Annotated in this window: 23 protein-coding genes and 1 other RNA gene; 12 read left to right on the top strand and 12 right to left on the bottom strand. The window is 73.1% G+C overall.

Annotated features, from left to right (window positions below; translation table 11 throughout):
• Positions 1–80: 80 nt before the first annotated feature.
• Positions 81–1,619, bottom strand: coding sequence for a hypothetical protein (locus TU31_RS39145; RefSeq protein WP_052718934.1), 1,539 nt, complete (start codon positions 1,617–1,619; stop codon positions 81–83).
• A 264-nt stretch (positions 1,620–1,883) separates the two neighbouring features.
• Here TU31_RS39145 and TU31_RS13865 point away from each other — a divergent pair, with 264 nt between their 5' ends.
• Genes TU31_RS13865 through TU31_RS13855 form a run of 3 tightly spaced genes read left to right on the top strand, consistent with a single transcriptional unit; the run spans position 1,884 to position 4,687 of the window.
• Entirely contained in the window at positions 1,884–2,750 is an 867-nt protein-coding gene (locus tag TU31_RS13865) for a Nif3-like dinuclear metal center hexameric protein (RefSeq protein ID WP_042154183.1), read from the top strand.
• Positions 2,747–3,490 (top strand): zinc ribbon domain-containing protein, encoded by a 744-nt coding sequence (locus tag TU31_RS13860; RefSeq protein WP_181018620.1) that lies wholly within the window; start codon positions 2,747–2,749, stop codon positions 3,488–3,490. The genes TU31_RS13865 and TU31_RS13860 overlap by 4 nt, the downstream gene beginning before the upstream one ends.
• Before the next feature lie 3 nt (positions 3,491–3,493).
• Positions 3,494–4,687, top strand: coding sequence for a bifunctional RNase H/acid phosphatase (locus TU31_RS13855; protein ID WP_042154181.1), 1,194 nt, complete (start codon positions 3,494–3,496; stop codon positions 4,685–4,687).
• Positions 4,688–4,786: 99 nt separating this feature from the next.
• Here TU31_RS13855 and eda read toward each other — a convergent pair whose 3' ends face one another.
• Both eda and yaaA read right to left on the bottom strand, forming a co-directional pair.
• Positions 4,787–5,446, bottom strand: a complete 660-nt coding sequence (gene eda, locus TU31_RS13850; RefSeq protein WP_181018601.1) for a bifunctional 4-hydroxy-2-oxoglutarate aldolase/2-dehydro-3-deoxy-phosphogluconate aldolase — start codon at positions 5,444–5,446, stop codon at positions 4,787–4,789.
• Positions 5,447–5,591: 145 nt separating this feature from the next.
• The gene (yaaA, locus tag TU31_RS13845; RefSeq protein ID WP_042154177.1) at positions 5,592–6,389 is read right to left on the bottom strand and encodes a peroxide stress protein YaaA; all 798 of its coding nucleotides are present in this window, start codon (positions 6,387–6,389) and stop codon (positions 5,592–5,594) included.
• A 148-nt stretch (positions 6,390–6,537) separates the two neighbouring features.
• Here yaaA and TU31_RS13840 point away from each other — a divergent pair, with 148 nt between their 5' ends.
• The gene (locus TU31_RS13840; RefSeq protein WP_042154176.1) at positions 6,538–8,043 is read left to right on the top strand and encodes an RNB domain-containing ribonuclease; all 1,506 of its coding nucleotides are present in this window, start codon (positions 6,538–6,540) and stop codon (positions 8,041–8,043) included.
• Here the strand turns inward: TU31_RS13840 and TU31_RS13835 are convergent.
• Together TU31_RS13835 and TU31_RS13830 are read right to left on the bottom strand one after the other, a co-directional pair.
• Positions 8,030–8,761, bottom strand: coding sequence for a hypothetical protein (locus TU31_RS13835; protein ID WP_245698536.1), 732 nt, complete (start codon positions 8,759–8,761; stop codon positions 8,030–8,032). The two genes, TU31_RS13840 and TU31_RS13835, sit on opposite strands and share 14 nt — an antisense overlap.
• Positions 8,758–9,570, bottom strand: a complete 813-nt coding sequence (locus TU31_RS13830) for a MerR family transcriptional regulator (RefSeq protein ID WP_042154174.1) — start codon at positions 9,568–9,570, stop codon at positions 8,758–8,760. Before TU31_RS13830 ends, TU31_RS13835 begins: the two co-directional genes overlap by 4 nt.
• Before the next feature lie 109 nt (positions 9,571–9,679).
• On the opposite strand from TU31_RS13830, the gene rnpB reads away from it, so the two are divergent.
• An RNA gene (gene rnpB / locus TU31_RS35975) (RNase P RNA component class A) lies at positions 9,680–10,081 on the top strand.
• A gap of 213 nt (positions 10,082–10,294) precedes the next feature.
• Positions 10,295–11,305 (top strand): NAD(P)H-dependent flavin oxidoreductase, encoded by a 1,011-nt coding sequence (locus tag TU31_RS13825; protein ID WP_042154172.1) that lies wholly within the window; start codon positions 10,295–10,297, stop codon positions 11,303–11,305.
• 69 nt (positions 11,306–11,374) lie between these two features.
• On the opposite strand, the gene TU31_RS13820 is transcribed toward TU31_RS13825, so the two are convergent.
• From TU31_RS13820 to TU31_RS13810, 3 genes are all read right to left on the bottom strand, one after another.
• Entirely contained in the window at positions 11,375–12,406 is a 1,032-nt protein-coding gene (locus TU31_RS13820) for a trypsin-like serine peptidase (RefSeq protein WP_078885774.1), read from the bottom strand.
• Between the two features lie 223 nt (positions 12,407–12,629).
• Positions 12,630–13,520: an SDR family oxidoreductase gene (locus tag TU31_RS13815; RefSeq protein ID WP_245698573.1), complete on the bottom strand. Its 891-nt coding sequence runs from the start codon at positions 13,518–13,520 to the stop codon at positions 12,630–12,632.
• A 97-nt stretch (positions 13,521–13,617) separates the two neighbouring features.
• On the bottom strand, positions 13,618–14,568 hold the full coding sequence (locus tag TU31_RS13810; RefSeq protein ID WP_042154170.1) for a DUF4429 domain-containing protein: 951 nt from the start codon (positions 14,566–14,568) through the stop codon (positions 13,618–13,620).
• A 178-nt stretch (positions 14,569–14,746) separates the two neighbouring features.
• Between TU31_RS13810 and TU31_RS13805 the strand changes: the two genes are divergently transcribed.
• From TU31_RS13805 to TU31_RS13790, 4 genes are all read left to right on the top strand, one after another.
• A complete protein-coding gene (locus tag TU31_RS13805; RefSeq protein WP_042154168.1) occupies positions 14,747–16,378 on the top strand; it encodes an alkaline phosphatase D family protein in 1,632 nt (543 codons plus the stop codon).
• A 124-nt stretch (positions 16,379–16,502) separates the two neighbouring features.
• On the top strand, positions 16,503–17,819 hold the full coding sequence (locus tag TU31_RS13800) for a multidrug effflux MFS transporter (protein ID WP_042154167.1): 1,317 nt from the start codon (positions 16,503–16,505) through the stop codon (positions 17,817–17,819).
• Between the two features lie 56 nt (positions 17,820–17,875).
• Entirely contained in the window at positions 17,876–18,952 is a 1,077-nt protein-coding gene (locus TU31_RS13795) for a serine hydrolase domain-containing protein (protein WP_042154166.1), read from the top strand.
• Positions 18,953–18,992: 40 nt separating this feature from the next.
• Positions 18,993–19,943 (top strand): small ribosomal subunit Rsm22 family protein, encoded by a 951-nt coding sequence (locus TU31_RS13790; protein WP_042154164.1) that lies wholly within the window; start codon positions 18,993–18,995, stop codon positions 19,941–19,943.
• A 259-nt stretch (positions 19,944–20,202) separates the two neighbouring features.
• Here TU31_RS13790 and ddaH read toward each other — a convergent pair whose 3' ends face one another.
• Both ddaH and TU31_RS39140 read right to left on the bottom strand, forming a co-directional pair.
• Positions 20,203–21,048, bottom strand: a complete 846-nt coding sequence (gene ddaH, locus TU31_RS13785) for a dimethylargininase (protein ID WP_370682733.1) — start codon at positions 21,046–21,048, stop codon at positions 20,203–20,205.
• 174 nt (positions 21,049–21,222) lie between these two features.
• Complete coding sequence (locus TU31_RS39140) at positions 21,223–21,393, bottom strand: DUF6243 family protein (RefSeq protein WP_181018600.1); 171 nt, start codon at positions 21,391–21,393, stop codon at positions 21,223–21,225.
• A 119-nt stretch (positions 21,394–21,512) separates the two neighbouring features.
• Between TU31_RS39140 and TU31_RS13780 the strand changes: the two genes are divergently transcribed.
• Together TU31_RS13780 and TU31_RS13775 are read left to right on the top strand one after the other, a co-directional pair.
• Positions 21,513–22,112 (top strand): TetR/AcrR family transcriptional regulator, encoded by a 600-nt coding sequence (locus tag TU31_RS13780; protein ID WP_042154162.1) that lies wholly within the window; start codon positions 21,513–21,515, stop codon positions 22,110–22,112.
• 163 nt (positions 22,113–22,275) lie between these two features.
• Complete coding sequence (locus TU31_RS13775; RefSeq protein ID WP_042154160.1) at positions 22,276–23,022, top strand: bifunctional DNA primase/polymerase; 747 nt, start codon at positions 22,276–22,278, stop codon at positions 23,020–23,022.
• 111 nt (positions 23,023–23,133) lie between these two features.
• Here TU31_RS13775 and TU31_RS13770 read toward each other — a convergent pair whose 3' ends face one another.
• Both TU31_RS13770 and efeU read right to left on the bottom strand, forming a co-directional pair.
• The gene (locus tag TU31_RS13770) at positions 23,134–24,060 is read right to left on the bottom strand and encodes an SCO2278 family lipoprotein (protein ID WP_471961860.1); all 927 of its coding nucleotides are present in this window, start codon (positions 24,058–24,060) and stop codon (positions 23,134–23,136) included.
• A complete protein-coding gene (efeU, locus tag TU31_RS13765; RefSeq protein WP_042154156.1) occupies positions 23,993–24,985 on the bottom strand; it encodes an iron uptake transporter permease EfeU in 993 nt (330 codons plus the stop codon). The genes TU31_RS13770 and efeU overlap by 68 nt, the downstream gene beginning before the upstream one ends.
• Between the last annotated feature and the right edge of the window lie 11 nt (positions 24,986–24,996).

The following is a 24,996-nucleotide window of genomic DNA, read 5'->3' as shown; positions in this document are numbered from 1 at the left end:
AGTTCGCTTACAGCTGTACGCGTCGGGACCTCGCCCGACGACCGCCACGGCTGCTCCCGAGCGGCACTGCCGGTGGCCGGTCAACCGGCTGCGCAGCCCCCGCCCGAAATTCTAACGGGGCCGGAAATCGCGCTCCACCGGGTCTGCCGGGCCGCCAGAGGTGCCTCTTGCAAGGGAACTGGCCTGCATGTTTGGGGATGTCCGGGGGTGTGCGCCGGTTCCGCGTCCGTGGCCTGAAGTTGTGCAGATGCTGTGGAGCGGTTGTCGGCATCAGCCGCATCCGGGACAATCTCCGCGCCGTTCCGGGCACCGGCCCCGGAGGGCGACGCTGTCCCCGGCTCCACGGCCCCCTCCGACTCCACGGCCCCCTCCGGCTTCACTGCCTCCTCCGGTTCCACGGGCTCCACCGGGTGTGACGGTTCCACCGGTGAGTCGACGGCTGCCACAGGTGCCACCGGCCGTGCCCTCCCCGTCGGCCCCACCGTCCATGTCGGCGCCACCTGCCGCACCGGCCCCATGGGCCCCATCGGCCGCCCCGTCTCCCCAGGCCGTACCGGCTCCACCGGCCCCTTCCGCTCCACGGGCTCCATGGTCACCCGCTCCACCGGCTCCACCCCCACGGCCATCCGTGCCACCCCGCACGGCTCCGTCTCCGTCGCGTACGGCAGCAGCAGTTCGCCGTCCGCCGTCCACAGGCCGGTCCCCGGCAGCCAGCCCTCCGGTGCCGGGTACTGCCGCAACTGCCGCCCCGAGGGCCGCCAGACGCCCAGCCAGGTGCCGTTCGGCCCGGCCATCCGGAAGGCCACCGCACAGCTCTCCGGCGCCAGCATCTGCCCCGGTTGCACCGCGAACGGTGTGGCCGTCCCCTTCGTGGGCCGCAGGCACTCCGGGAAGCGCACCGGCAGGCTGCTGCCCAGTACGCCCCAGCCCAGCCGGTCGTGCCCCGGGGCGTCCGAGTGCACGAGCAGCAGTCCGCTGTCCGGATCGGCCAGCAGCAGCCGGTCGTTGCTCTCCTCGGTGATCTGGAGCAGCAGACCGGTTTCGCCGCCCCGTTCCAGATCGGCCACCACGGTCTTGGTCCGGCCGTCCAACTCCCGGTCCAGCGCCAGCAGTCGGCCGACGCGGTCCAGCCACACGCCGCCCGTGCAGCGTCCCGGGATCCGGGCGACCGGCTCGGGCCCGTTCGCCCCGCCGTGTACCAGCCACAGCGTGGTGTGCTCCGCCTCGGGCGCGAGGGCGTACGCCAGGGTCCCGCCGGGGGCGGGCGGCAGCAGGGTCAGCCGGGGGGCCGCCACGGCGCCCAGCAGGAGTTCGCCGGTCCCGGGGCCTGCCGGGTAGAGCAGCGAGACGGCGAAGCGGTCGGCGACCCGGCGCAGGATCAGCACCCGTCCGTCCGTGAGCGGCAGCAGGGCGCTGTCCGGCTCCTCGGGCTGGGTGCCCTGTAGCGGCACGGCGTACGGCTCGGGGCCGCTCAGCGTCCAGCGCTCCGGAAACCAGCTTCCGGCGGCGTCGTCGTGCCGGGCGAGCCGGGCGGCGTACGAGCCGTCGGCGGCGATCGTCAGGCGCCCGGCGAGCGGGCCGGCCGGCGCCATGGTGTCCTCAGTGGCACAGATCGTCATCGAGTGGTCACCTCCAGTCGGCAACCGAAGCTAGTTTTCGTACTCCCGGCCGAACGCTGCAAGTTGTGGTACTTCACGCATAAGGGTGGCAGTTGTCCGGTTCGCCGGTGCCGGGTGGCGCGGTTGTGCTCCGGCTTTCCGCCCCGGGATGGTGCGGGCGGGCGCGGGCCGTACCTTCCCCCGTTCCCCTAAGGGGGAAGGTGGTGGGAGAACAGGGGTGGAGGACCGGACGCCATGTCACGGCCGGGAGGTAACCTTCCATCCGTGCCCGTACTGTCTGAAGTCCTCACCGCGCTCGACGCCCTCTGGCCCCCCGAGCGGGCCGAAGGGTGGGACGCCGTCGGCACGGTCTGCGGAGACCCCGCCGCGGAGGTCCGCCGAGTGCTGTTCGCCGTCGACCCGGTCCAGGAGATCGTCGACGAGGCGGTGACGCTCGGTGCCGACCTCCTCGTCACCCACCATCCGCTCTATCTGCGCGGTACGACGACGGTCGCGGCCTCCACCTTCAAGGGCAAGGTCGTGCACACCCTCATCAAGCACGACATCGCCCTGCATGTCGCGCACACCAACGCCGACACCGCCGACCCCGGTGTCTCCGACGCCCTGGCCGGCGCCCTGGACCTGCGCATCGTCGGCCCCCTCGTCCCGGACCCGAGCGACCCGGCGGGCCGCCGGGGCCTCGGCCGGATCTGCGAGCTGCCGCATCCGATGACGCTGGCCGAGCTCGCCGCCCACGCCGCCGAGCGGCTGCCCGCCACCGCGCAGGGCATCCGGGCGGCCGGCGACCCGGACCGCGAGATCCGGACCCTCGCCGTCTCCGGCGGCTCCGGCGACAGCCTCTTCGAGGACGTACGGGCGGCCGGTGTGGATGCGTTCCTCACCGCCGACCTGCGTCACCACCCGGCCTCCGAGGCCACCCAGAAGAGCCCGCTGGCGCTGCTCGACGCCGCCCACTGGGCCACCGAATGGCCGTGGTGCGAGCAGGCCGCGGCCCAGCTCGACGCGGTCTCCGACCGGCACGACTGGGGCCTGCGCACGCATGTCTCCCGTACGGTCACCGACCCCTGGACCGCCCACGCGGCGTCCACCCGACTCGTCACCCCGACGCACACCACAGGAGCCCCACGCTGAACGCCGCGCCCGCCGACCAGATCCGCCTCCTCGACGTCCAGGCCCTGGACGTGAGGCTCACCCAGCTCGCCCACCGGCGCAACAACCTCCCCGAGCTGGCCGAGCTCCAGACCCTGGAGGCCGACCTCATCCAGCAGCGCGACCTGCTCGTCGCCGCGCAGACCGAGGAGAGCGACACCAGCCGCGAGCAGACCAAGGCCGAGCAGGACGTGGACCAGGTGCGCCAGCGCGCCGCCCGCGACCAGAAGCGCCTGGACTCCGGTGCCGTCACCTCCCCCAAGGACCTGGAGAACCTCCAGCGCGAACTGGCCTCGCTGGCCAAGCGCCAGGGCGACCTGGAGGACGTCGTCCTGGAGGTCATGGAGCGCCGGGAGGCCGCCCAGGAGCGGGTCACCGAGCTCACCGCCCGGGTCGAGGCCATCCAGGCCAAGGTCGACGACGCCGCCACGCGCCGGGACGCGGCGTACTCCGAGATCGACGCCGAGCGCGCGACGGTCTCCAAGGAGCGCGAGCTGACCGTCGCCGACATCCCGGCCGATCTGCTCAAGCTCTACGACAAGATCCGCGCGAAGGAGGGCGGCGTCGGCGCGGCCCGCCTCTACCAGCGCCGCTGCGAGGGCTGCCGGCTGGAGCTGAACATCACCGAGGTCAACGACGTCCGCGCGGCCGCCGCCGATGCCGTCCTGCGCTGTGAGAACTGCACCCGCATCCTCGTCCGCACGCCCGACTCGGGTCTGTAGGCCGTGGCACGCACGCTGATCGTCGAGGCGGACGGCGGCTCCCGGGGCAACCCGGGGCCGGCCGGCTACGGCGCGGTCGTCCTCGACCCGGAGACCGGCGAGGCGCTGGCCGAGGCCGCCGAGTTCATCGGCACCGCGACCAACAACGTCGCCGAGTACAAGGGGCTGGTGGCCGGCCTGCGGGCGGCGCACGCCCTCGACCCACAGGCGTGCGTCCGGGTGCGGATGGACTCCAAGCTCGTCGTCGAGCAGATGTCCGGGCGCTGGCAGATCAAGCACCCGGACATGAAGCCGCTGGCCGCCGAGGCCCGGTCGGTTTTCCCGGCCGACCGGGTGACGTACGAGTGGATCCCCCGCGCGCAGAACAAGCACGCCGACCGGCTCGCCAACGAGGCGATGGACGCCGGCAAGATCGGCAAGCAGTGGGAGCCGGGCAACTCCACGGCAGCGCTCACCGCCGCCGCGCCCGCCCGCAGTGCCGCCGCCCGCGCCGCCGACGAGGCCGCCGCGTCGGCGGAGGCGGCGGACGCGGCCCCGAGTGCCCCGGCGGCCGGCTGGGGCGCCCCCGACCTCGGTCCGCCCGCGACCTTCGTCCTGCTGCGGCACGGCGAGACCGCGCTGACGCCCGAGAAGCGGTTCTCCGGCAGCGGCGGCACCGACCCCGAGCTCTCCGCCGCCGGCCGCCGGCAGGCCGAGGCGACCGCCGCCGCGCTCGCCGCCCGGGGCTCGATCCAGGCCGTCGTCAGCTCCCCGCTGCGGCGCTGCCGGGAGACCGCCCAGGCGGTCGCGGCCCGGCTCGGCCTGGAGGTCCGTATCGAGGAGGGCCTGCGCGAGACCGACTTCGGGGCCTGGGAGGGGCTGACCTTCGCCGAGGTGCGCGAGCGCTTCCCCGAGGACCTCGACGCCTGGCTCGGCTCCGCCAGGGTGGCGCCCACCGGAGGCGGCGAGTCCTTCGCGTCGGTCGCCCGCCGGGTCGCCGTCGCCCGTGACAAGCTCCTGGCCCGGTACGCGGGCAAGACGGTGCTGCTGGTCACGCATGTGACACCGGTCAAGATGCTGGTCCGGCTGGCGCTGGGTGCCCCGCCGGAGTCGCTGTTCCGGATGGAGCTCTCCGCGGCGTCGCTGTCCGCGGTCGCATATTTCTCCGACGGCAACGCCTCGGTACGGCTGCTGAACGACACCTCCCATCTGCGGTAGCGGGGGCACCCCCGTAGGCCATCAGGTACCCGCCGTACGCGTACGGGCCCGGTACCCCGGACGACCGGGGCGCCGGGCCCGTGCCCGTACAAACCGCCGTCAGGCCGCCAACGCTGCCGCTTCCCGGGCGAGTTGGCGCACCCGGTCCCAGTCCTTCGCGGCCAGCGCGTCGGCCGGCAGCATCCAGGTGCCGCCGACACAGCCGACGTTGGGCAGCGCCAGATAGGACGGCGCCGACTCCCGGCCGATCCCGCCGGTCGGGCAGAAGCGGGCCTGGGGGAGGGGCGAGACCAGCGAGTGCAGATACGGCGTACCGCCCGCCGCCTCCGCCGGGAAGAACTTCATCTCGGTGACGCCCTCGTCCAGCAGCGTCACCACCTCCGAGACCGTCGAGACGCCCGGCAGGAACGGCACTCCGGAGTCCTTCATCGCGCCCAGCAGCCGCGGCGACCAGCCGGGGCTCACCAGGAAGCGGGCGCCGGCCACCAGGGCGGCCGCCACCTGTCCCGGGGCGAGCAGGGTGCCCGCGCCGATCACCGCCTCGGGGACCTCCTCGGCCACGGCCCGGATCCCGTCGAGCGCCGCGGGCGTCCGCAGCGTCACCTCGATCGCGGGCAGCCCGCCGGCGACGAGCGCACGGGCGAGCGGTACGGCGTCGGCGGCGTCGTGCAGCACGACGACCGGGATGACGGGGGCGAGCCCCAGGACGGAGGGGCCGGAGGGCGCGGGAGAGGAGGCGGCGCGGGTCACGTCGCTCATGGTGCGCCGGGTTGTCCACTCTCCGCAACGAGTGTTGCACATGCTGCAACGAGGGGGGCAGGAGTCAGGCGCGTCAGCAGGGTGCCTCTCGCGAGGCCATGCCCCGCGAGAGGCCGTGGCCCCGAGAAGACCCCCGCCTCCCCGTCTACAGCTCCGTGACGATCACATCGACGGCCCACGCCTTGCCGCTCTTCGCGGGGGCCTGCGCCTCCACCGCGTAACCCAGCTCGCGCAGCGCCGCCACCAGCTCCGCCGGGTCCGCCGGGTCGAGTCCCGCCGACAGCAGATCCCGTACCAGCCGCCCCTTCGTCGCCTTGTTGAAGTGGCTGACCACCGTCCGCTTCTCCACACCGGCCACGATCTTCGACTGCAGCACCCGCACCGTCGCGGTCCGCCCGGCCACCTCGCCCTTGGGCTTCCACGCCGTCGCGTACGCCGCGGACCGCAGGTCGAGCACCAGCCCCTCCCCGGCGGCCGCCGGCAGGACCTCGGCCATCGGCGCCCGCCAGTACGCGCCCAGCGCACCGAGGCCCGGCAGCTTCACGCCCATCGAGCAGCGGTACGACGGAATCCGGTCGCCGATCCGCACCGCACCCCACAGCCCCGAGAACACCAGCAGCGACCGCTCGGCCCGCTTCCGTGCCGCCGCGTCCAGCGACGCCAGACCGAGGGCGTCGTAGAGCACCCCGGTGTAGATCTCCCCGGCCGGCCGGGTCCCCGCCGTCCGCAGCCCCGCGTTCTTGGCGATCTCGCCCTTGAGGCCGTCGCTGAGCCCCAGCACCTCCTGGGCCTTGGTCTCGTCCGCCGCGCACAGCTCGACGAGCTCCGCCAGCACCGTCTCGCGCGCCGCGGTCAGCCCCGGCAGCGACAGCGCCCCGGTGTCCAGCGGCGCCCCGGCCTCCGCGGAGGCCTTCCCTTCGGACGGCGGCAACAGCACGAGCACGGTGGTTCTCCTTCACGGCGGGTACGGGCGGGGGTGCGGCCCCGGAAAAGCGTAGGGCCTGCGGCGGGCGGGCGAAGACCGCGCCCGGGACCCGGGGCGCCGCGCGTACGGCGCGCCGGGAGCGGCCGCCCGCCATACGCTCGGTGTCATGCCCCGTCTCCATATGCATGTGACCGACGCAGCCGAGTCCCCGCTGCGTGTCGCGCTGCATGAGCTGCGCGGCAAGCTGGAGATCCCGGACCACTTCCCGCCCACGGCACAGGCCGAGGCGGAGAGCGCGGCCCGCGCCCCGCGGATCCCGGCCGCCGACGGCGCCGTGGCGACCGAGCACACCCTGGAGGACGCCACCGACCTCCCCCTCTTCACCCTCGACCCGCCCGGCACCCTCGACCTCGACCAGGCGATGTTCCTGTCCCGCCGCCCGGCGCCGCCCGGACCGAAGGCCGGGGGCGGCTACCGCGTCCACTACGCCATCGCCGATGTCGCCTCCTTCGTGACCCCGGGCGGGGCCCTGGACGCCGAGGCGCACCACCGCGTGGCCACCCTCTACTTCCCTGACGAGCGGGTCCCGCTGCACCCGTACGTGCTGAGCGAGGGCGCCGCCAGCCTGCTGCCCGACCGGGACCGCCCGGCCGTCCTGTGGCAGCTCGACCTCGACGCGGACGGCGCCCTGACCGGCACCTCCGTCCGCCGCGCGCTGGTCCGCTCGCGGGCCGGACTGGACTACGCGGGCGTCCAGCGGGTCCTCGACGACCGGACGGCTGAGGAACCCCTCGCCCTGCTGCGCGAGATCGGACAGCTGCGGGAGGAGCGGGAGGTCGCCCGGGGCGCGATATCCCTGAACGTCCCCGAGCAGGAGATCGTCGAGCACGACGGCTGCTACACCCTCGGATACCGTGCCCCGCTCCCGTCCTACGCCTGGAACGCGCAGATCTCCCTGCTGACCGGTATCGCCGCGGCCGAGCTGATGCTGGCCTCCGGCACCGGCATCCTCCGTACGCTGCCCACCGCGCCGGACGGCTCGGTCGCCCGGCTCCGGCTGACCGCCCGTGCGCTCGGCGTCGACTGGCCCCATCACACCTCGTACGCGGCGCTGATCCGCACCCTCGACCCGCGCCGCGCCACGCACGCCGCGTTCCTCCAGGAGTGCACCGCCCTGTTGCGCGGCGCCGGCTACACCGTCTTCGACGGCACCGCGCCCGCTGCCTCCGAGGCCCTGCACGCCGCTGTCGCCGCCCCGTACGCGCATGCCACCGCACCGCTGCGGCGGCTGGTCGACCGCTACACCTCCGAACTGTGCCTGGCGGCCTCGGCCGGCGCGGCACCGCCCGACTGGGTCCGCGCGGCGCTGCCCGCGCTGCCCCGGGAGATGGAGCTGGGCACCCAGCGCGCCAACCAGGTGGAGCGGGCCTGTGTCGACCTCGTCGAGGCGGCGCTGCTGCGTGACCGGGTCGGCGAGATCTTCGAGGCCCTGGTCGTCGACATCCAGGAGCAGGACCCCACCCACGGCACCGTCCACCTCTACGACCCGGCCGTCATCGGCACCGTCGAAACCGCCCCCGAAGGCCCCGCGCTCCCCCTCGGCCACCGCATCCCGGTCCGCCTCACCGAGGCCGAACCGGGGCATCATCCGGTCCGCTTCACGCCTGCTTGAGGGGAGCCTCGGCTGCCTCGGGTGTCCCGGCGGCCTCGGGCGCCCTGCCCGGCTCAGGCGCCCCGGCCGCTTCCGGCGTCCCGCCCGCACCCGGTGCCCCCTCTGCCGCCGGCACCCCGGCCCGCGCCGCCATCCCTTCCCGTACGGCCGTCACCGCCGCCCGTGCCTCATCGGCGTGGAACCGCACCGTACGGACCGTCTCCCGCCGCCCCAACAGCCGGACGGCCACCACCGGTTCGGACAGTTCGACGGTGACCGAGGTCTGCCCCGCGACCGCCAGCTCGGCCACCTCGCCGCCGTCCTTCCGCTGCTCCCGCACGAACCGGAGGTCGTAGCGCACCGAGGCGATCCGCTCCAGCGGTATCCGTATTTCCCGGCGCGGGCCGTCCCGCAGCCGCAGCTCCTCCGCCCCCAGCACATGCGGCCGGGTGACCGCCGCCGCCTGAAACCCCAGCACCGTCAGCACGGTGTACACATCGACGAACAGCATCACCTCGTGCACCACCGCCATGCCGGCGAGCAGCACCCCGAGCCCGACCGTCTCCACCACACAGACGAACGTCAGCCCGTAGACGAGTGCCGCCTGCGCCCCCGCATACCCCAGGGCCCGCTCACCCGGCGCCACCCCGATCCGCCGCCGGGCCACCCACCACCCCAGGCTCATCAGCCACCGCCCCTCATGGGCGGCCAGCCGGCGCAGCACGGTGCCCCGGCTCATCGCGCACGCTCCGCCACCAGCTGGATCGCGCGGCGTACGGCACGGGCCTGCGCGGGCGCGAAGTGCGCGTAATACGCCGCCAGGAAGCCGCCGTCCGTCTCCGCGCCCGGCCCGGCCGCCCGTGCCCAGTCCTCCGCGCTGACCTCCGTGATCATCGAGTCCGGAATGCAGTCGGCGAGCGCCCGCGCGGCCTCCGCCACCCGCGGATCGTCCGTCCCGGCGTCCACCAGCGCATCGAGCAGTCCGTACACCTCGTACGCCCGCTCCATCGCCCCCGGCGCCGCGGTCGCCTCCCCGAGCAGCTCCACCATCCGCTTGTTGCCCTCCTCGCCTCCCATCGATTCGAGCAGCGCCAGCACCTCCCGCTCCTTCGACGCCACGGCGGGCTCCGGGCCCGGCCGGGCGGCCGAGGTACGCGCCATCTCCGCGAAGAGCGCCGCCAGTTCGTCCGACACGGGCCCCTCGGCGGGCAGCCCGCCGTGCTCCGCCGCCTGCCGCCGCACGACGGCGAGCCGGGCCCGCCGCCCCCGGATCTCCTCCTCCTGGCGGGCCAGATCCGCGTCCAGCTCGTCCAGCACCTCGTGCAGCTCGCGCCCGGCGTCGTCGGCGAGGACGTCCCGCACCTCGTCCAGCCCGAGCCCCAGCTCCGTCAGCCGGCGCACCCGCGCGAGCGCAACTGCGTCCCGCAGCCCGTAGTCCCGGTATCCGTTGGCCCGGCGCTCCGGCTCGGGCAGCAGCCCGAGATGGTGGTAGTGGCGCACGGCACGGGTGCTGATCCCGATCAGACCTGCAAGCTCACCGATTCTCATGCGCTCAGTAGAAACGTTGCCGCTGCGGCAAGGTCAAGCATGAACTGCCCCGGTAGCGGGCCTGGCAGGGACGGGTGCCCCCTACGGGTAGCATGGTCGGCACGGCGGACGAGCCGGCCGGACGGCCGCGTGGGGATCTCACGATCCTCCCGAGGAACGTCCGGGCTCCACAGGGCAGGGTGGTGGGTAACGCCCACCCGGGGTGACCCGCGGGACAGTGCCACAGAAAGCAAACCGCCGGAGGCTTCGGCCCCCGGTAAGGGTGAAACGGTGGTGTAAGAGACCACCAGCCTCCGAGGTGACTCGGAGGGCTAGGTAAACCCCACCCGGAGCAAGGTCAAGAGGGGGCATCGGCTGATGCCCCTGCGCGGACGACCGAGGGCTGCCCGCCCGAGTCCGCGGGTAGACCGCACGAGGCTGCCGGCAACGACAGCCCTAGATGGATGGCCGTCTCCCCCCGGCCCGCAAGGACCGGGGGCGACAGAACCCGGCGTACAGGCCGACTCGTCCGCCCCTATAGCCCTGACCAGGGCAAACGCCCGGTCCAGGGCCACCGTTCCGCCCGATGGGGTTCCCGCCTGTAGCCGCGGTCTCCCGGGCGTCCCCGTGCGCCGTCCTGTTTCCCCTCCGCCGTGGCAGATGCTCACCCCTGGTGTTTCGGTTTCCGAAACACTAACCTCGCCTGCTAATTCGGAAATCGAAGCGCTCTGTGGGGAAGGACGACATGACGGCTTTAACGACCCCTGTGTGCCGGCAGCTGGGCATCGAGGTTCCCGTGGTGCAGGCGCCCATCGGCTCCGCGGCCACCCCGGAGCTGGCGGCCGCGGTGGCGGAGGCGGGCGGGCTCGGCACTCTCGCTCTGACGTGGGTGAGCGCACCCGAGGCGGTGCGCCGGATCCGGCAGGTCCGGCGGCTGACCTCCAGGCCCTTCGCCGTGAACTTGGTGCTGGACTTCCCCGTCGAGGAGCTCGTAGAGGTCTGCCTGGCGGAAGGCGTGCCCGTCATCTCGACGTTCTGGGGTGATCCCTCGGCCGTCTCCGCTCGCGTGCGTCCGGCCGGCGCCGTCCACCTGCACACCGTCGGTTCCGTCGCCGAGGCCGAATGTGCCGTTGCCGCGGGCGTCGATGTGATCGTGGCCCAGGGGTGTGAAGCAGGCGGCCATGTGCGCGGGGAGGTCAGCACGATGGCGCTGGTGCCGGCGGTCGTGGACGCGGTGCACCCGGTGCCCGTCATCGCCGCGGGCGGTATCGCCGACGGTCGCGGCCTGGCCGCCGTACTTGCTCTGGGGGCCCAGGCCGGATGGCTGGGCACCCGGTTTCTGACGGCGTGTGAGGCGGCCACGCACGAGGTCTACCGCCAGGCCGTGATCGGGGCGGTGTCGCAAGACGCGGTGCACACCCGGTGCTTCGACGGCGGCTGGCCCGACGCCCCGCACCGGGCGCTGCGCAACTCCACGCTCAGCGCCTGGGAGGCCGCGGGCCGTCCCACCGCACCGGACCGCCCAGGAGAAGGCGCCGTGGTGGCCCGCAGCGCCGACGGACGGGCCTGGGCCCGCTACCAGGACATGGTCCCGGTGCCTGGCATGTCGGGCGACCTGGAGGCTCTTGCCCTCTATGCGGGCCAGAGCGCCGGACTCGTCCATGACATCGCCCCGGCAGGCCGCATCGTGGCGGACATCGCCACCCGTGCCGCTGCCCTCATGGGACGGGCCCCGGTCAACTCCGCTTCCCCGTAACCCGAGTTCGCCGACCCCCGGCGCGGCGAGGGGCTGCCCCGACAATGCCCGGGCAGCCCCCGTTGCGCCTCAGGACGCCTGTGCCGTGTTGTAGAGGTTCTTGGCGTCGTCGCCGAAGTACGGGCCGAACATGGTGTTGGGGAGGAACTGGTAGCCGAAGCTGTTCACCGAGGACTGGAGGCCGGTGCCGGTCTTCTCGTCGAAGGAGGTGAACCAGGGGCCGCCGCTGGAGCCGCCGGTCATGTTGCAGGACAGGCCGTGGTCCTGGGAGAACAGCGGGTCCTTGAAGGTGTTGCCGCTGCAATAGATGAGCTTGCTGCCGTCGTACGGGGCGGCCGCGGGGAAGCCGAAGGCGTACATCGCCTTGCTGTAGCCGGAGTTGAAGGACAGGCCCTGGCCGCCGACGACATCGGTGAGCTTCTTGCCGTCGAGCGGGGCGACCACCGCGGCACCGACGTCGTAGTTGATGTCCTCGCTCGCCGTCCACTGGGGCGTGGCGAGTGTCTTGGATGCCGGCCATTTGCCGTAGGGGGCCTGGCCGTCGTGGTAGCCGGGGACGAAGACCCAGTTGGTGTGCCAGGCGCCCTGGAGCTTGACGCAGTGCCCGGCGGTGATCACGGTGCTCTTGTTGCCGCTGGTGACCGCGTCGCCGGAGCAGGAGGCGTTGCGGCCCTGGTAGGTGAAGAACACCCGGCCGGTCGTTTTGACGACCGCGCCGCCGCCGGTCCACGGGCCGCCGGCCTGGGGGAGGGCCCCGGGCAACGGGCGGGTGGTTCCGGGGAGTCGGGGGAGGGTGGGGGACACCTTGAGCGGGGCGCTGCGCGGGACCGCGGCGGGGGCGGACCGCTTCGTGGGTGTGGCGAGGTCCAGGGGAGCGGCGGCGCGCATCCGGTCGGCGGTCCAGAAGGCGACGGAGGTGGTCTGCGCAGTGGCGGTGCGGTGGCCGGGCTGCGGGGCGGCGCCGGCCTGACCGGTGGGGAGCAGGAGGGCGAGCAGCGTACCGGCGGCTGTCAGGGTGCCGAGGGCGGCCCGGGATCTGCCTGCGGGGCGCGGCGCCGGTATGCCGTGAACTGCCGGTATGCCGCGAGCGGTTCGTCTCACGCGTAACTCCTTCTGCGGGGGCCGCGTACGGCGGGCGTGCGCGGCCGCGGGGGGCGGGCCGCACGAGGGCGGCCCGGCAGACGAGAGGTGCGGATTCGAGGAAGCGCCTGTCTTCACACCCCGGCCGGTCGGCCCGGCCGGGTGCGAAGGCAGGCTCTCAGGGTGCCACCGGAAGGGGAAAGTGGGCAGGGGTCGTACGGGGATTCGATGCCCCGTAGTTCCCTCAACCCCGCCCGATGTACGGCATGTTGGTGGCCATCACCGTCGCGAACTGCACATTGGCCGTCAGCGGCAGTGCGGCCATGTGCACGACCGTGCGGGCGACATCCGTCGCGTCCATCACCGGCTCGACCGCCGTCCGGCCGTTCGCCTGCAGAATGCCGGTCTGCATGCGGCCGGTCATCTCGGTTGCCGCGTTGCCGATGTCGATCTGGCCGCAGGCGATGTGGTACGGACGGCCGTCCAGGGAGAGCGACTTGGTCAGGCCGGTCATCGCGTGCTTGGTGGCGGTGTAGGCGATGGAGTGCGGGCGCGGGGTGTGTGCGGAGACCGAGCCGTTGTTGATGATCCGTCCGCCCTGCGGGTCCTGGGCCTTCATGGTGCGGAAGGCGGCCTGGGCGCAGAGGAAGGAACCGGTGAGGTTGACGTCGACGACCGCGCGCCAGTCGTCGTATTCCAGTTCCTCCAGCGGCACCGCGCGGCCGAAGGTGCCCGCGTTGTTGAAGAGCAGATCCAGCTGCCCGAAGCGCTCTTGGACGGCGGCGAACAGGGCGTCGACCTGCTCGGGGCGGGTGACATCGGTCGGCATCGTCATGATCGCGGGGCCGTCGGGGCCCGCCGGGCCCGCCAGACGGGAGGTCTCCGCCAGCGCCTCCGCCCGCCGCCCGGCCAGCACCACCGTCCAGCCGGCGGCGATCAGCGCGAGGGCGACCGCCCGCCCGATGCCGGAGCCGGCGCCGGTGACCACGGCGACCTGCCGGGGTGCCGCCTCGTCCTGCCGTGTCTCCTGCGCGGCCGGGGCCGTCTGTGTGCTCTGCCCGCCCCGCGAGGTCGGTGCCGGCAGGGTGGGCCGGGGCGCGGTAGCCGTACCGCCCACCTGCCCGGCCCGTGCCATCGGCGTCGTCCGCGCTGCTGGTGCCGCCTCTGTGTTCTCTGCCATGGCGGCAGCGTAAACGGCGTACGGCCGGCGGACGGGGCGCCGCCGCCGCGACTCAGCCGCCGGTGTGGAAGCGCCGCAGGACCGCCGCCTTCGTGGCGGTGAACTCCTCCTCGGTGAGGATGCCGTCGCGGTGCAGGTCGCCCAGTTCACGCAGCCGGCGCAGCAGGGCGTCATGGTCCTCGGCGGGGGCGGCGGCGGATGCCCGGGGAGCGGCCGGGGCGAGCGGCGCGGCAGTTGGGAGCGGCGCGGCCGTGGGGAGCGGCGCGGCCGGGGCCGCCGGCAGGGCCTTGCCCGCACCGGCCGACGGATGCGGCAGCCGCGCCGCGACCGCGGCCGCCAGCAGCGCCGTGGTGCCGCTCTCCTTCTTGAAGCCCCACAGCTCGATGGAGTTGGGGTCGTGCTCCGGCTTGAGCCGCTCCGTCGCGCCGCGCGGCCGGAACCGGAGATAGCCGGACTCCAGACCGGCGGCGGCCCGCCACTCCACCGCCTCCAGCGCGCCGAGCGGGAAGTTCCGCGGGCCCCAGTCCCGCTTGGTCTCGCTGGTGTTCCAGCGCCATTCGAGGTGCACCCGTTCGCCGTCGAAGGTGGCGACACCGTCCACCCCGGCGGCCGACAGCGGTACGGACGGGCCGGGCAGCAGATAGCGATCGGTGGGCCCGTCGGGTATCTGCTCCAGCATCAGGGCCTGGCGTACGGTGTCGACGAAGTACTCGGCGACCTCGACCCTTCCGGCGTCCACGGTCAGCCGGTACGGGTTCGCCTCGTCCGGCAGACCGCCGCCGGTGACCTGAAGCAGCGGATCCGCGCCTTCCCGCAGCCGCAGTCGCAGCCGGCCGCCCTTACGGCCGGGTTCGAGGGCGATCCCGGCCAGCGCGGCCAGCGGCACCGTGAACTCACCGAGATCCTGGCGCAGTTTGTGCACCCCGCGTTCGCGACCCGGCACGATGCGCACGGCGTCGCCGTCGAAGGTCCAGGTGCCGTCGCGCACCATCAGTTCAGCCATGCCCCGAATCCTACGGAGGCACGGCCGGTGCCGTGATTGTCCGACCGCGTCCGGTGCGGGCCCAGTCCTCATCCAGCTGTCATGTATGTGTCGTGCGCGGGTCAGCACCGCGCCGTCCCGTGTCCCTGGAATGGCTCCTCTACGGGCTCTGCGACAACCACCTCCAGGGGAGGGCCAGATGACTCACCACGCACCGCACGAGCAGGAGATCCGGGCCGCGGCCGCACACTTCGGCCGCCGCCGCTTCCTCACCGCCACCGGGGCCGCCGCCGCGCTCGCCTTCGCGACCAACCTGCCGGGCGCGGGCGCCGCATACGCCGCCGAGGCCGATGCGCGGAAGATCACCGAGAACCCGTTCACCCTGGGCGTCGCCTCCGGTGACCCGCAGCCCGGCTCCGTCGTGCTGTGGACCCGCCTCGCACCGCGTCCGTATGAGCCCGGCAACGGTATGCCGGACGCCAGAGTCACGGTCCGCTGGGAAGTCGCCTACGACGAGCACTTCAAGCGGCTGGCCGGCCAGGGCCGCGCCGACGCCCACCCGGAGTTCAACCACTCCGTGCACATCGAGCCCACCGGTCTCGCGCCCGACCGCGTCTACTACTACCGCTTCCGCGCCGGCAGCTGGATCAGCCCGGTCGGCCGCACCCGCACCGCCCCCGGCCGTAGCGCCCGGAACTCCCGGCTGAAGCTCGCCGCGGTCTCCTGCCAGGCCTACCACGACGGCTACTTCACGGCCCACCGGCACCTGGCCGAGGAGGACCTCGACGTGGTCTTCCACCTCGGTGACTACCTCTACGAGTACCCGGTGGGCGCGAACGGCGGTGCCCGCAACTACACCGACCGCACACTGCCCGCGGTCTTCAACCGCGAGACGGTCACGCTGGAGGACTACCGGCTGCGCTACGCCCTCTACAAGTCCGACCCGGACCTCCAGGCCGCGCACGCCGCGCACCCCTTCATCGTCACCTGGGACGACCACGAGGTGGAGAACAACTACGCCTCCGACATCAGCGAGGACCACCTCCCGCCCGCCGAGTTCCTCATCCGCCGGGCCGCCGCCTACCGCGCGTACTGGGAGAACCAGCCGCTGCGCCGCCCGCAGCGGCCCCAGGGCGCCGACTGCCGCCTCTACCGCCGCCTCCAGTACGGGCAGCTCGCCCAGTTCGACATCCTCGACACCCGCCAGTACCGCTCCGACCAGGCCTACGGCGACGGCTGGCACGCCCCGGGGCCCGAGTCCCGGGACCCCGCGCGCACGCTGACGGGCGCCGCCCAGGAGCGCTCCCTGATCGACGGCTGGCGGCAGTCCTCCGCCCGCTGGAACGTCCTGCCGCAGCAGGTCACGTTCTCCGAGCGGCGCAACGCCACCGGCCCCGGCTACCAGCTGAGCATGGACGCCTGGGACGGCTACGCGGCCTCCCGCGACCGGGTCCTGGCCGGTGCCGAGTCGGCGGGTGTGGACAACCTCGTCGTCCTCACCGGTGATGTGCACGTCCACTACGCCTTCGACATCAAGAAGGACTTCCAGGACCCCGGCTCGCGCACCGCGGGGGTGGAGTTCGTCACCACCTCGATCGCCAGCGGCAAGAACGGCGCGGACAAGCCGGCCAACTGGGACACCTACCTGGCCGCCAACCCGCACCTGAAGTTCTACAACGGCCGGCGCGGCTACCTCACCGTCACCCTCGACCAGGACACCGCCCGCGCCGACTACCGCACGGTGTCCGCCGTCACCACCCCCGGGGCGGCGGTGCGCACCGCCGCCTCGTTCGTCTCCGAAGCGGGCGATCCGGGCCTGAAGCCGGTCTGATCCAGGACGTTCGCCCTAGGTCCGGGGCAGGTCCGTCCTAGGCCGAAGGGACCGGTCCGAATCCGGTCAGAAGCCGTCCCGTGCATGACACCATGGTGCAGCCATCTATCACCATGGAGACCGCATGACGGAGCCCGGCGCGGCCGAGACCCAGGACCTTTCCTCCATAGCCGAGCGGGGCGCGGCAGCAGCACCGGCCGCGTCCCGCCGCACCAGCCTCCTCGTCACCCTCGTCCTCGGCGGCCTCACGGCGGTCCCGCCGCTCTCCATGGACATGTACCTCCCGGCCCTGCCGCAGGTCACCGCCGCCCTGCACAGCCCGGCCGCCACCGTCCAGCTCACCCTCACCACGTGCCTGGCGGGCATGGCGCTGGGGCAGATGATCGTCGGCCCGATGAGCGACAAGTGGGGCCGTCGCCGCCCCCTGCTGGCCGGCATGGTGGTCTACATCCTGGCGACCGCCCTCTGCGCGGTCGCCACCGGCGCCGAACTCCTCATCGCCTTCCGCCTGTTGCAGGGCCTGGCGGGCGCGGCGGGCATCGTCATCGCGCGGGCGGTGGTCCGCGATCTGTACGACGGTGTGGCGATGGCCCGGTTCTTCTCCACCCTGATGCTGATCTCCGGGGTGGCGCCCGTCGTCGCCCCGCTCATCGGCGGCCAGATCCTCCGGCTCACCGACTGGCGCGGGGTCTTCGTCGTCCTCACCGCCGTCGGGGTGGCGCTCACCCTCGTGGTGTGGCGCAAGCTCGACGAGACCCTGCCGCCCGCGCGCCGGCACTCCGGCGGCCTCGGCCAGACCCTGCGCACCATGCGCGATCTGCTCGCCGACCGGGTCTTCTCCGGCTACGTCCTCGTCGGCGCCTTCGCCTTCGCCGCCCTCTTCGCCTACATCTCCGCCTCGCCGTTCGTGGTCCAGGAGATCTACGGCGCCTCCCCGCAGACCTTCAGCCTGCTCTTCGGCATCAACTCCGTCGGCCTGGTGGCCGTCGGCCAGATCAACGGCAAGCTGCTGGTCGGCCGGGTCGGCCTGGACAAGGTGCTCGGCACCGGCCTGGCACTGACCGCCCTCGCCGCGACCTCCCTGCTCCTGATGTCCGCGGGCGTCTTCGGCCCGGTCGGTCTGGTCCCGATGGCCGCCGGCCTCTTCGTCCTGATGGCCTCGATGGGCCTGGTCATGCCGAGCACCAACACCCTGGCGCTGCTGCGCACCCCGCACGCCGCCGGCTCCGCCTCCGCGCTGCTGGGCACCTCCACCTTCCTCCTCGGCTCGGTGGCCTCCCCGCTGGTGGGTATCGCGGGCGAGCGGACCGCCGTGCCGATGGCTCTCGTTCAGCTCTCCTGCGCCGTGTTGGCGCTCGTGAGCTTCCTGGGAATGTGCCGCCCGTGGCAGCGTAGGGGGGAGAGCAACGGGAGCACGGCAGGCGAGAGGACCAGGCTCTGAACGCGACGGTACTCACCTACGGAACGCCGGCCCGCGCAGGGCTGGACCCCGGCTGGATGGAACGGCTGGTCCGCGGGGTGCGGGCGCTGCCCGAGGGCCGGCCGCCCTGGGCCCCCGGCGTCGTCGTGCTGGCCGGCCGGGGCCCGGTCGTCGCCGCCGAGGCCGCCGCCGGCTGGGCGCTGCGCTACCGGGCCTACGACCCCGGGCGGGACCGCGGCCTCGATCTGCCCCGTGACCTGTGGGAGCCGATGCGGGTCGGCACCGTCTTCGACCTCGCCTCGCTCAGCAAGCTGTTCACGGCCATCGCCGCGATCCAGCAGGTCGAACGCGGCCGGCTGGCCCTCGACGACGAGGTCCGGGCCGACCTGCCCGCCTTCGCCCCCGGTATCACCGTCCGGCAGCTGCTCACCCACACCTCGGGCCTCGCCCCCGAGCTCCCCTTCTACGACCACCGGGACCGCGCCGCCCAACTGGCGCTGCTGTGGCGGGAGGCGGCGGCCCCGAGCGGCGGCCCGAGCCCCGTCCACCGCTACTCCGACCTCAACCTCATCGCCCTCCAGCTGATCCTGGAGCAGCGCACCGGCCGACGGCTCGACGCCCTGATCCGCGACGGCGTCACCGGCCCGCTGGGCATGTCCAGCACCTCGTACGGACCGCTGGCACCACACGGCGTGGCGGCCACCGAGGACCAGCGGCGGCCCTGGGCCAAGGCGGACCGCGGCATGGTCCGCGGTGAGGTGCACGACGAGAACGCCTGGGCGCTGGGCGGCGTCGCCGGCCACGCCGGGCTCTTCTCCACCGCCCAGGACCTGGCCGTCCTCTGCCGCACCCTGCTCAACGGCGGCACCTACGGCACCACCCGGATCCTCGGCCCCGACGCCGTCGCCGCCCTCCTCGACCCGCCCGGTCTCGGCTTCGGCGTCGACCAGCCGTATTTCATGGGCGAGTTGGCGGGCCGCGGCGCGGCCGGGCACACCGGCTTCACCGGCACCAGCCTGGTCCTGGACCGCGCCACCGACACCTTCCTCGTCCTGCTCGCCAACACGGTCCACCCCCGCCGCCGCGAGGGCGGCAGCGCCCCCCGCGCCGCGGCCGCCACCCGGCTGGCCCGCGCGGTGGCCCGTGCCACCTGACCAGGCAGGGCACGCCACCGGGCCCCGTAGAATTTCCCCCATGCACGAGGAACTGCGCGCCGCGCTGGCGGGCCTGCTCGACGGCCTGCCACCCAAGCAGGCCGCGCAGGCCGTCGACCGGCTGATCGCCAACTACCGGGGCCGCACCCCCACCGACGCCCCGGTCCTGCGCGACCGCGCGGATGTGGCCGCGTACGCCGCCTACCGCATGCCGGCCACCTTCGAAGCCGTACGGGCCGCGCTGACCGCGTTCGCCGCCCGGGTCCCCGACTGGTCCCCGGCCACCCATGTGGACATCGGCGGCGGCACCGGCGCCGCCACCTGGGCCACCGCCGCCACCTGGGAAGGCCACCACAGCACCGTCCTGGACTGGGCCCAGCCCGCTCTGGACCTCGGCAGGGAACTGGCCGCCCAGATCCTCCCCGACGTCACCTGGCAGCGGCAGGCCATCGGCGAGGGCCTGACCGTCCCCGCCGGCACGGACCTGGTCACCGTCTCCTACGTCCTCGGTGAACTCCGCCCCGAGGACCGCCGCGCCGTCGTCGCCGCGGCCACCGCGGCCCGCACCGTCGTCCTGATCGAACCCGGCACCCCCGACGGCTACCTCCGCATCCGCGAGGCCCGCACCCAGCTCACCGAGGCCGGCCTGCACATCGTCGCCCCCTGCCCGCACAGCGACACCTGCCCGATCGTCCCCGGTGAGGACTGGTGCCACTTCTCCGCCCGGGTCAGCCGCTCCTCCCTGCACCGCCAGGTCAAGGGCGGCTCCCTCCCGTACGAGGACGAAAAGTTCAGCTACGTCGCCGCCACCACCCTCGACGCCGCCCCCGCCCCCGCCCGCATCATCCGCAAACCCCAACTCCGCAAGGGCCAGGTCCTCCTGGACCTGTGCACCACAAACGACAAACTGCAACGCACCACGGTGACCAAGAGACACGGCACCCAGTACCGAGCGGCCCGCGACGCATCGTGGGGCGACGACTGGTCCTGACTGACCCCATCCCCCCCACCGGGCTGCGGCCCCACACGGACGCGAGGTGCCGGGGGCGGAGGGGTGTGTTGTCGGACGTAAAGCGAAGCAGTCCGACAACACACCCCTCCGCCCCCGGCACCGCACCCCCCACTCACCGGGGCCACAGCCCACCCCCCACCCCGCCGAAGGCGAAAACCCACCACGGCGGGAAAGCCAAAAACGCGGGAAGCCCTGCCCAAGGCGAAAGCCACGGAGGGAAAGCCAAAAACGCGGGAAGTCAAGCCAAGCGCAGCTCTGCCGTCACACACTTCACACTCCCACCCCCCTTCAACAACTCCGTCAGATCCATCCCGATCGGCTCGTACCCCCGCTCCCGCAGCGGTGCGAAGAGCCCCACCGCCGCCTGGGGCAGCAGCACATGCCGCCCGTCGGACACCGCGTTCAGCCCGAACGCCGCCGCGTCGGCCGGGCCGGCGATCAGCGCGTCGGGGAACAGCCGCGCCAGCACCGCCCGGCTCCCGGCGGAGAACGCGCCGGGGTAGTACATGACCTCCGCCCGGCCGCCCGGCTCCCGGCTGCCGGGGTCGAGCACGCACAGCGCCGTATCGAGGTGGTAGTAGCGCGGATCGACGAGATCGAGGCCGATCACCGGGCGGGCGAAGAATTCCTGGGCCTCCGCGTGGGACAGCGGGCTGCTGCGGAACCCGCGGCCGGCCAGCAGCCAGGACGCGGTGACCACGAAGTCGCCCTCGCCCTCGTTGACGTTCCGCGGTTCCCGCACCGCGGGGAACCCGTGAGCCCGGTACCACTCGGCATGCACCGCGGCCTCGCCGTGCCGCTCGGCGAAGGCGAACCGGGCGCCGAGCACCCGGCCGTCCACCACGGTGGCGCCGTTGGCGGCGAAGACCATGTCGGGGAAGGCGGGGTGCGGCGGCAGCTCCTCGACGGTGTGGCCGAGCGCGCGGTAGCGGTCGCGCAGGTCCTCCCACTGGGTGTGGGCCAGCGCGAGATCCACGGGTTTGCCGGGGTTCATCCAGGGGTTGATGGAGTAGCTGACCCGGAAGTACGTGGGCGGGCACATCAGATAGCGGCGAGGGGTGGCGCTGCGCCGGGAGATACGCAAGGAGGGCTCCTCACGGTGGGGCACTGGGGCGGGTACGGAATCCCGTACGCGCTCCCAAATCGTCCACCGCGCGGAGCCCTCGTGCCGTGGGCCGTGCGCCGTTCGAGTGGCCCGCGGCGCAGTCCCCGGCCGCCGGGCACACCGCCGGCCGGGGGCACCCCCGCACCGCGCCGGTCACCCCTTCCGGGCCCGCTCCTGGAACTTGCGCAGCAGCTCCCCGCGCCGGTCCTGCTCGGCCTGCCCCCGGCCGCCGCGCCCGGTGCCGCCGCCGCGCAGGGCGCCCCGCGAGAGCTTGTTCCGGGTGCCCCCGACGCCGAGCATCCCGCCGGCATTTCCCTTGCTCATGGGAATCCCCTTCCTCTGACTTAGTGAGACGAAGCGTCTCGCTCGACCTTCACTATCCACGAGACGATGCGTCTCGTCAAGACGATACGTCTCGCCTCTTCCCCGTTAGACTCCGCGGCATGGCCAATACATCGCCCCCTGACTCCTCCCGCCGCAGCGAACGCTCCCGCCGCGCGATCTTCGATGCCGCCCTCGCGCTCGTCGGCGAGGTCGGCTATGACAAGCTCACGATCGAAGGCATCGCCTCCCGGGCCGGGGTCGGTAAGCAGACGATCTACCGCTGGTGGCCCTCCAAGGCCGCCGTGCTGCTCGACGCGTTCACCGCCGGGGTCGACGAGTACGACGCGAAGGGCCTCCCCGACACCGGTGATCTGGCCGCGGACCTCAAGTCCGTGCTGCGGGCCACCGCCGACGAATTCAACGACCCGGCGTTCCAGGCCCCCTATCGCGCCCTCGCCGCGGCCGGCGCGAACGACGAGGAGCTCTCCCGCACCTTCGTCGCCCGGCTGATGGAGCCCGGCACCCAGCTCTATGTCGACCGGCTGCGGGCGGCCCAGGAAACCGGAGAGCTCGCCGGGGACATCGATGTGCGGATCGCCGTCGAGATGCTGCTGAGTCCCTTCTCACAGCGCTGGCTGATGCGCACCGGCGAACTGACCCACGAGTACGTCGACACGCTGGTCGACCAGGTGCTGCGGGGATTGCGGCCGCGCGACTGAGCGGACGGATGACCGGGCTTCGACGGCGCCGGTGTGCCGCCGATGCCCCGAATTGCCGGTATTCCTCCGGCGTTCGTTCACCCCGGATCCGCACACCGGTCACCTGAGGAGCAAGGATGGTGGCAGCATTGATCCCAGACCACCGCTCGAAGTGAGGGGATAGATGGAACGCAAGAGCAGGTTCTCCCAGTGGCTGCGCCGGCCGAAGAGCGGATCGGACGGCGGCGATACGGACACGGGATCAGCGGCTGCGCGCAGCCGCGAGGACCTGCTGCTGGCGGCGGCCGACGCGGGATTCCCGGTGGCCCCGGCGGCGCACCCTTCCGGCTACGGCTGTTCCTGTGAACGCATCGGCTGTCCCACGCCCGGCCGGCACCCCGTCTCCTTCGGCTGGCAGACCGTCGCCACCACCGACCGCGACAAGGTCGCCGCCTGGGTCCGCACCCTCCCGCAGGCCAACTTCATCACCGCCACCGGCATCACCCATGACGTACTGGACGTCCCCGTCGAGGCGGGCCGCAGTGCCCTGGGACGGCTGGACGCGGCGGGCATCGACGTCGGACCGATCACCCTCAGCGGCGCCGGCTTCGGCGACGGCCGGATGCTCTTCTTCACCGCCACCCGCGGTACCCCGGACGACGAGGACGAGTGGTGGCCCTGCGAGCTGGACTGCCACCCCGAGACCATGGACGAGCATCCGGGGCTGCGCTGGCACTGCCGCGGCAGCTATGTGCTGCTGCCGCCCTCGACTCTGCCCGGCGACCAGCCCGCGGTGACCTGGCTGCGCGGCCCCGAGCTGCCGCTGCCCGACCCGCTGACGCTGCTGGAGTCGCTCACCGACGCCTGCGCGGAGTTCAACGACCGCGAACCGCACCACCACGAGGCGCACGCCTGGCCGATCGGCCGCTGACCGGGCCCGCGCCCCGCCCGCGTACCTCCGCCCGTACGCCGAAGGGCCGCCGGGAGCACCCCGACGGCCCTGCTGCGTCTCCGCGGTCCGACCGCGTGCGCCGTACCGCCGCTACTGCGGCTCGACCAACGTCTTGCCCTCCCGCCGGTTCAGGATGACCACCTTGTCGCCGGAGCCCTTGGCCGGCACCGTGACCGCCTGGGAGGAGACGGTGGTGAAGGTCATCCGGTTGGTCTTCTTCTCCGGCCCCTCCACCAGGCCCCGCAGATTCGCCGGCACCCGGATCGTCGCCCCGGCGAACATCGTCTGCTGCTGGTGGTAGACGGTCGAGAAGAACACCAGGGCCCCGCCGTCCGTGGTCCGCAGCGCCACCGGCGGATGGCCCGAGGGGGAGTCCCGCCACTGGATGCGCGAACCGACCTGACGGGCGTCCTTGGCGCGCCGGGCCCGCCAGCCGTCGGTCTGCGGACCGGGCGCGAACACGCTGCCCTTGCCGGTGTTGAGGTAGTCCGCGTAGGCCCGGCTCAGCTTGCCGGGGGCCACCGTCAGACCGGAGCCGGAGCCGGGCGGCACCGCCTCGGCGTAGCCGTCCTTCGTCTTCAGCTCCGGCGCCTTGTTGCCCGGGAACTGCGCGAAGTACACCGCGCGCCACTTCTCGTTGAGGTCGTTGCGGCTGAACACCAGGAACCAGCGGGTGGGGTGGCCCTTGGCGTCCTTGCGGTTGCTGAGCGCGTCCGCGATGAAGTACTTCGGCCAGCCCGCCTGCTTGGGGACGGTGAAGCGCGGCTCCGTCAGCTCCAGCGCGGGGAAGCCGGGATTGCCCTGCGGCCGCAGGGCATGCGCCGCCTTTATCCCGGCCTGGTCGATCGCCAGCAGCGCACCCGCCTCGAAGGAGGGGTTCCGCTTCGGGTCCAGCTCCCGGTAGGTCTGGTTGAAGCTGTCGGTGAAGCGGGTGAGGGCCTTGGCGCCCTCAGCCTTCGACACCGCCGGCAGCATCTCCCTCTCGCCGTGCACCGTCATGCACCCGCTCAGTATCACCAGCGCCGCCGCTGCCGACGTCAGTGTTACGGGCACCCGGAACGGCGACCTGCGTGTCATGGGGCTCGGGCTCCTTCGGGGCGACCGGGGCGGACGGGGCGGCCGCCGGGGTGGCACGATTCGGCGCAACCCTACCGGGGGCGAGGAAGAAGGCGAGGGTGGGGATCAGATACAGAGCCCACACCGTGACCTGAAGGACCGTCGGATCCGGCTGGAAGTTGAAGACGCCCTTCAACAGCGTCCCGTACCAGCTGTCGGCCGGGATCCGGTCGCTGATGTCGAACGCCCGGGTGGTCAGCCCCGGCAGGATGTCCGCCTCCTGGAGATCGTGGAAGCCGTACGCCAGCACGCCCGCCGCGACCACCACCAGCATGCCGCCGGTCCAGGTGAAGAACTTCGCCAGGTTGATCCGCACCGCGCCGCGGTAGAACAGCCAGCCCAGCAGCACCGCCGTCAGCAGCCCCAGCAGCGCCCCGACCAGCGGCCGTACGCCGTCGTTCGCGGACTGCGCGGCCGTCCAGATGAACAGCGCGGTCTCCAGGCCCTCGCGGCCCACCGACAGGAACGCGGTGACCACCAGCGCCACGGTGCCCATCTGGAGCGCCGCGTCCAGCTTGCCGTGCAGCTCCTGCTTCAGATGCCGCGCGGTGCGCCGCATCCAGAAGACCATCCACGTCACCAGGCCCACCGCGATGACCGACAGCGAACCGCCGAGCGCTTCCTGGGCCTCGAAGGTCAGTGTCTGGGAACCGAACTGGAGCGCCGCACCGAACGCGAACGACAGCACCACGGCGAGCGCGATACCGAGCCAGACCGGGCGCAGCGCCTCCCGCCTCCCGGTCTTGACCAGGTAGGCGATGAGAATGCAGACCACGAGGCTGGCTTCCAGGCCCTCGCGCAGACCGATCAGGTAGTTGCCGAACACGTCGGTTCCTT

Origin of the sequence: Streptomyces lydicamycinicus (genome assembly GCF_000829715.2) — a bacterium.
Taxonomy (GTDB): Bacteria; Actinomycetota; Actinomycetes; order Streptomycetales; family Streptomycetaceae; genus Streptomyces; species Streptomyces lydicamycinicus.
This window is presented reverse-complemented; position numbering and strand designations above follow the sequence as displayed.

Bases quoted from the DNA above. Each gene is read 5' to 3' on its own strand.
- TU31_RS13810 (WP_042154170.1), bottom strand. From the start codon at position 14,568: ATGGCTGAACTGATGGTGCGCGACGGCACCTGGACCTTCGACGGCGAC.
- eda (WP_181018601.1), bottom strand. From the start codon at position 5,446: ATGAGCGACGTGACCCGCGCCGCCTCCTCTCCCGCGCCCTCCGGCCCC.
- TU31_RS13825 (WP_042154172.1), top strand. From the start codon at position 10,295: ATGACGGCTTTAACGACCCCTGTGTGCCGGCAGCTGGGCATCGAGGTT.
- TU31_RS13805 (WP_042154168.1), top strand. From the start codon at position 14,747: ATGACTCACCACGCACCGCACGAGCAGGAGATCCGGGCCGCGGCCGCA.
- TU31_RS13835 (WP_245698536.1), bottom strand. From the start codon at position 8,761: ATGAGCCGGGGCACCGTGCTGCGCCGGCTGGCCGCCCATGAGGGGCGG.
- TU31_RS13795 (WP_042154166.1), top strand. From the start codon at position 17,876: ATGGAACGGCTGGTCCGCGGGGTGCGGGCGCTGCCCGAGGGCCGGCCG.
- TU31_RS13815 (WP_245698573.1), bottom strand. From the start codon at position 13,520: ATGGCACGGGCCGGGCAGGTGGGCGGTACGGCTACCGCGCCCCGGCCC.
- TU31_RS39145 (WP_052718934.1), bottom strand. From the start codon at position 1,619: ATGACGATCTGTGCCACTGAGGACACCATGGCGCCGGCCGGCCCGCTC.
- TU31_RS39140 (WP_181018600.1), bottom strand. From the start codon at position 21,393: ATGAGCAAGGGAAATGCCGGCGGGATGCTCGGCGTCGGGGGCACCCGG.
- TU31_RS13775 (WP_042154160.1), top strand. From the start codon at position 22,276: ATGGAACGCAAGAGCAGGTTCTCCCAGTGGCTGCGCCGGCCGAAGAGC.
- TU31_RS13800 (WP_042154167.1), top strand. From the start codon at position 16,503: ATGACGGAGCCCGGCGCGGCCGAGACCCAGGACCTTTCCTCCATAGCC.
- TU31_RS13830 (WP_042154174.1), bottom strand. From the start codon at position 9,570: ATGAGAATCGGTGAGCTTGCAGGTCTGATCGGGATCAGCACCCGTGCC.
- TU31_RS13780 (WP_042154162.1), top strand. From the start codon at position 21,513: ATGGCCAATACATCGCCCCCTGACTCCTCCCGCCGCAGCGAACGCTCC.
- TU31_RS13790 (WP_042154164.1), top strand. From the start codon at position 18,993: ATGCACGAGGAACTGCGCGCCGCGCTGGCGGGCCTGCTCGACGGCCTG.
- TU31_RS13840 (WP_042154176.1), top strand. From the start codon at position 6,538: ATGCCCCGTCTCCATATGCATGTGACCGACGCAGCCGAGTCCCCGCTG.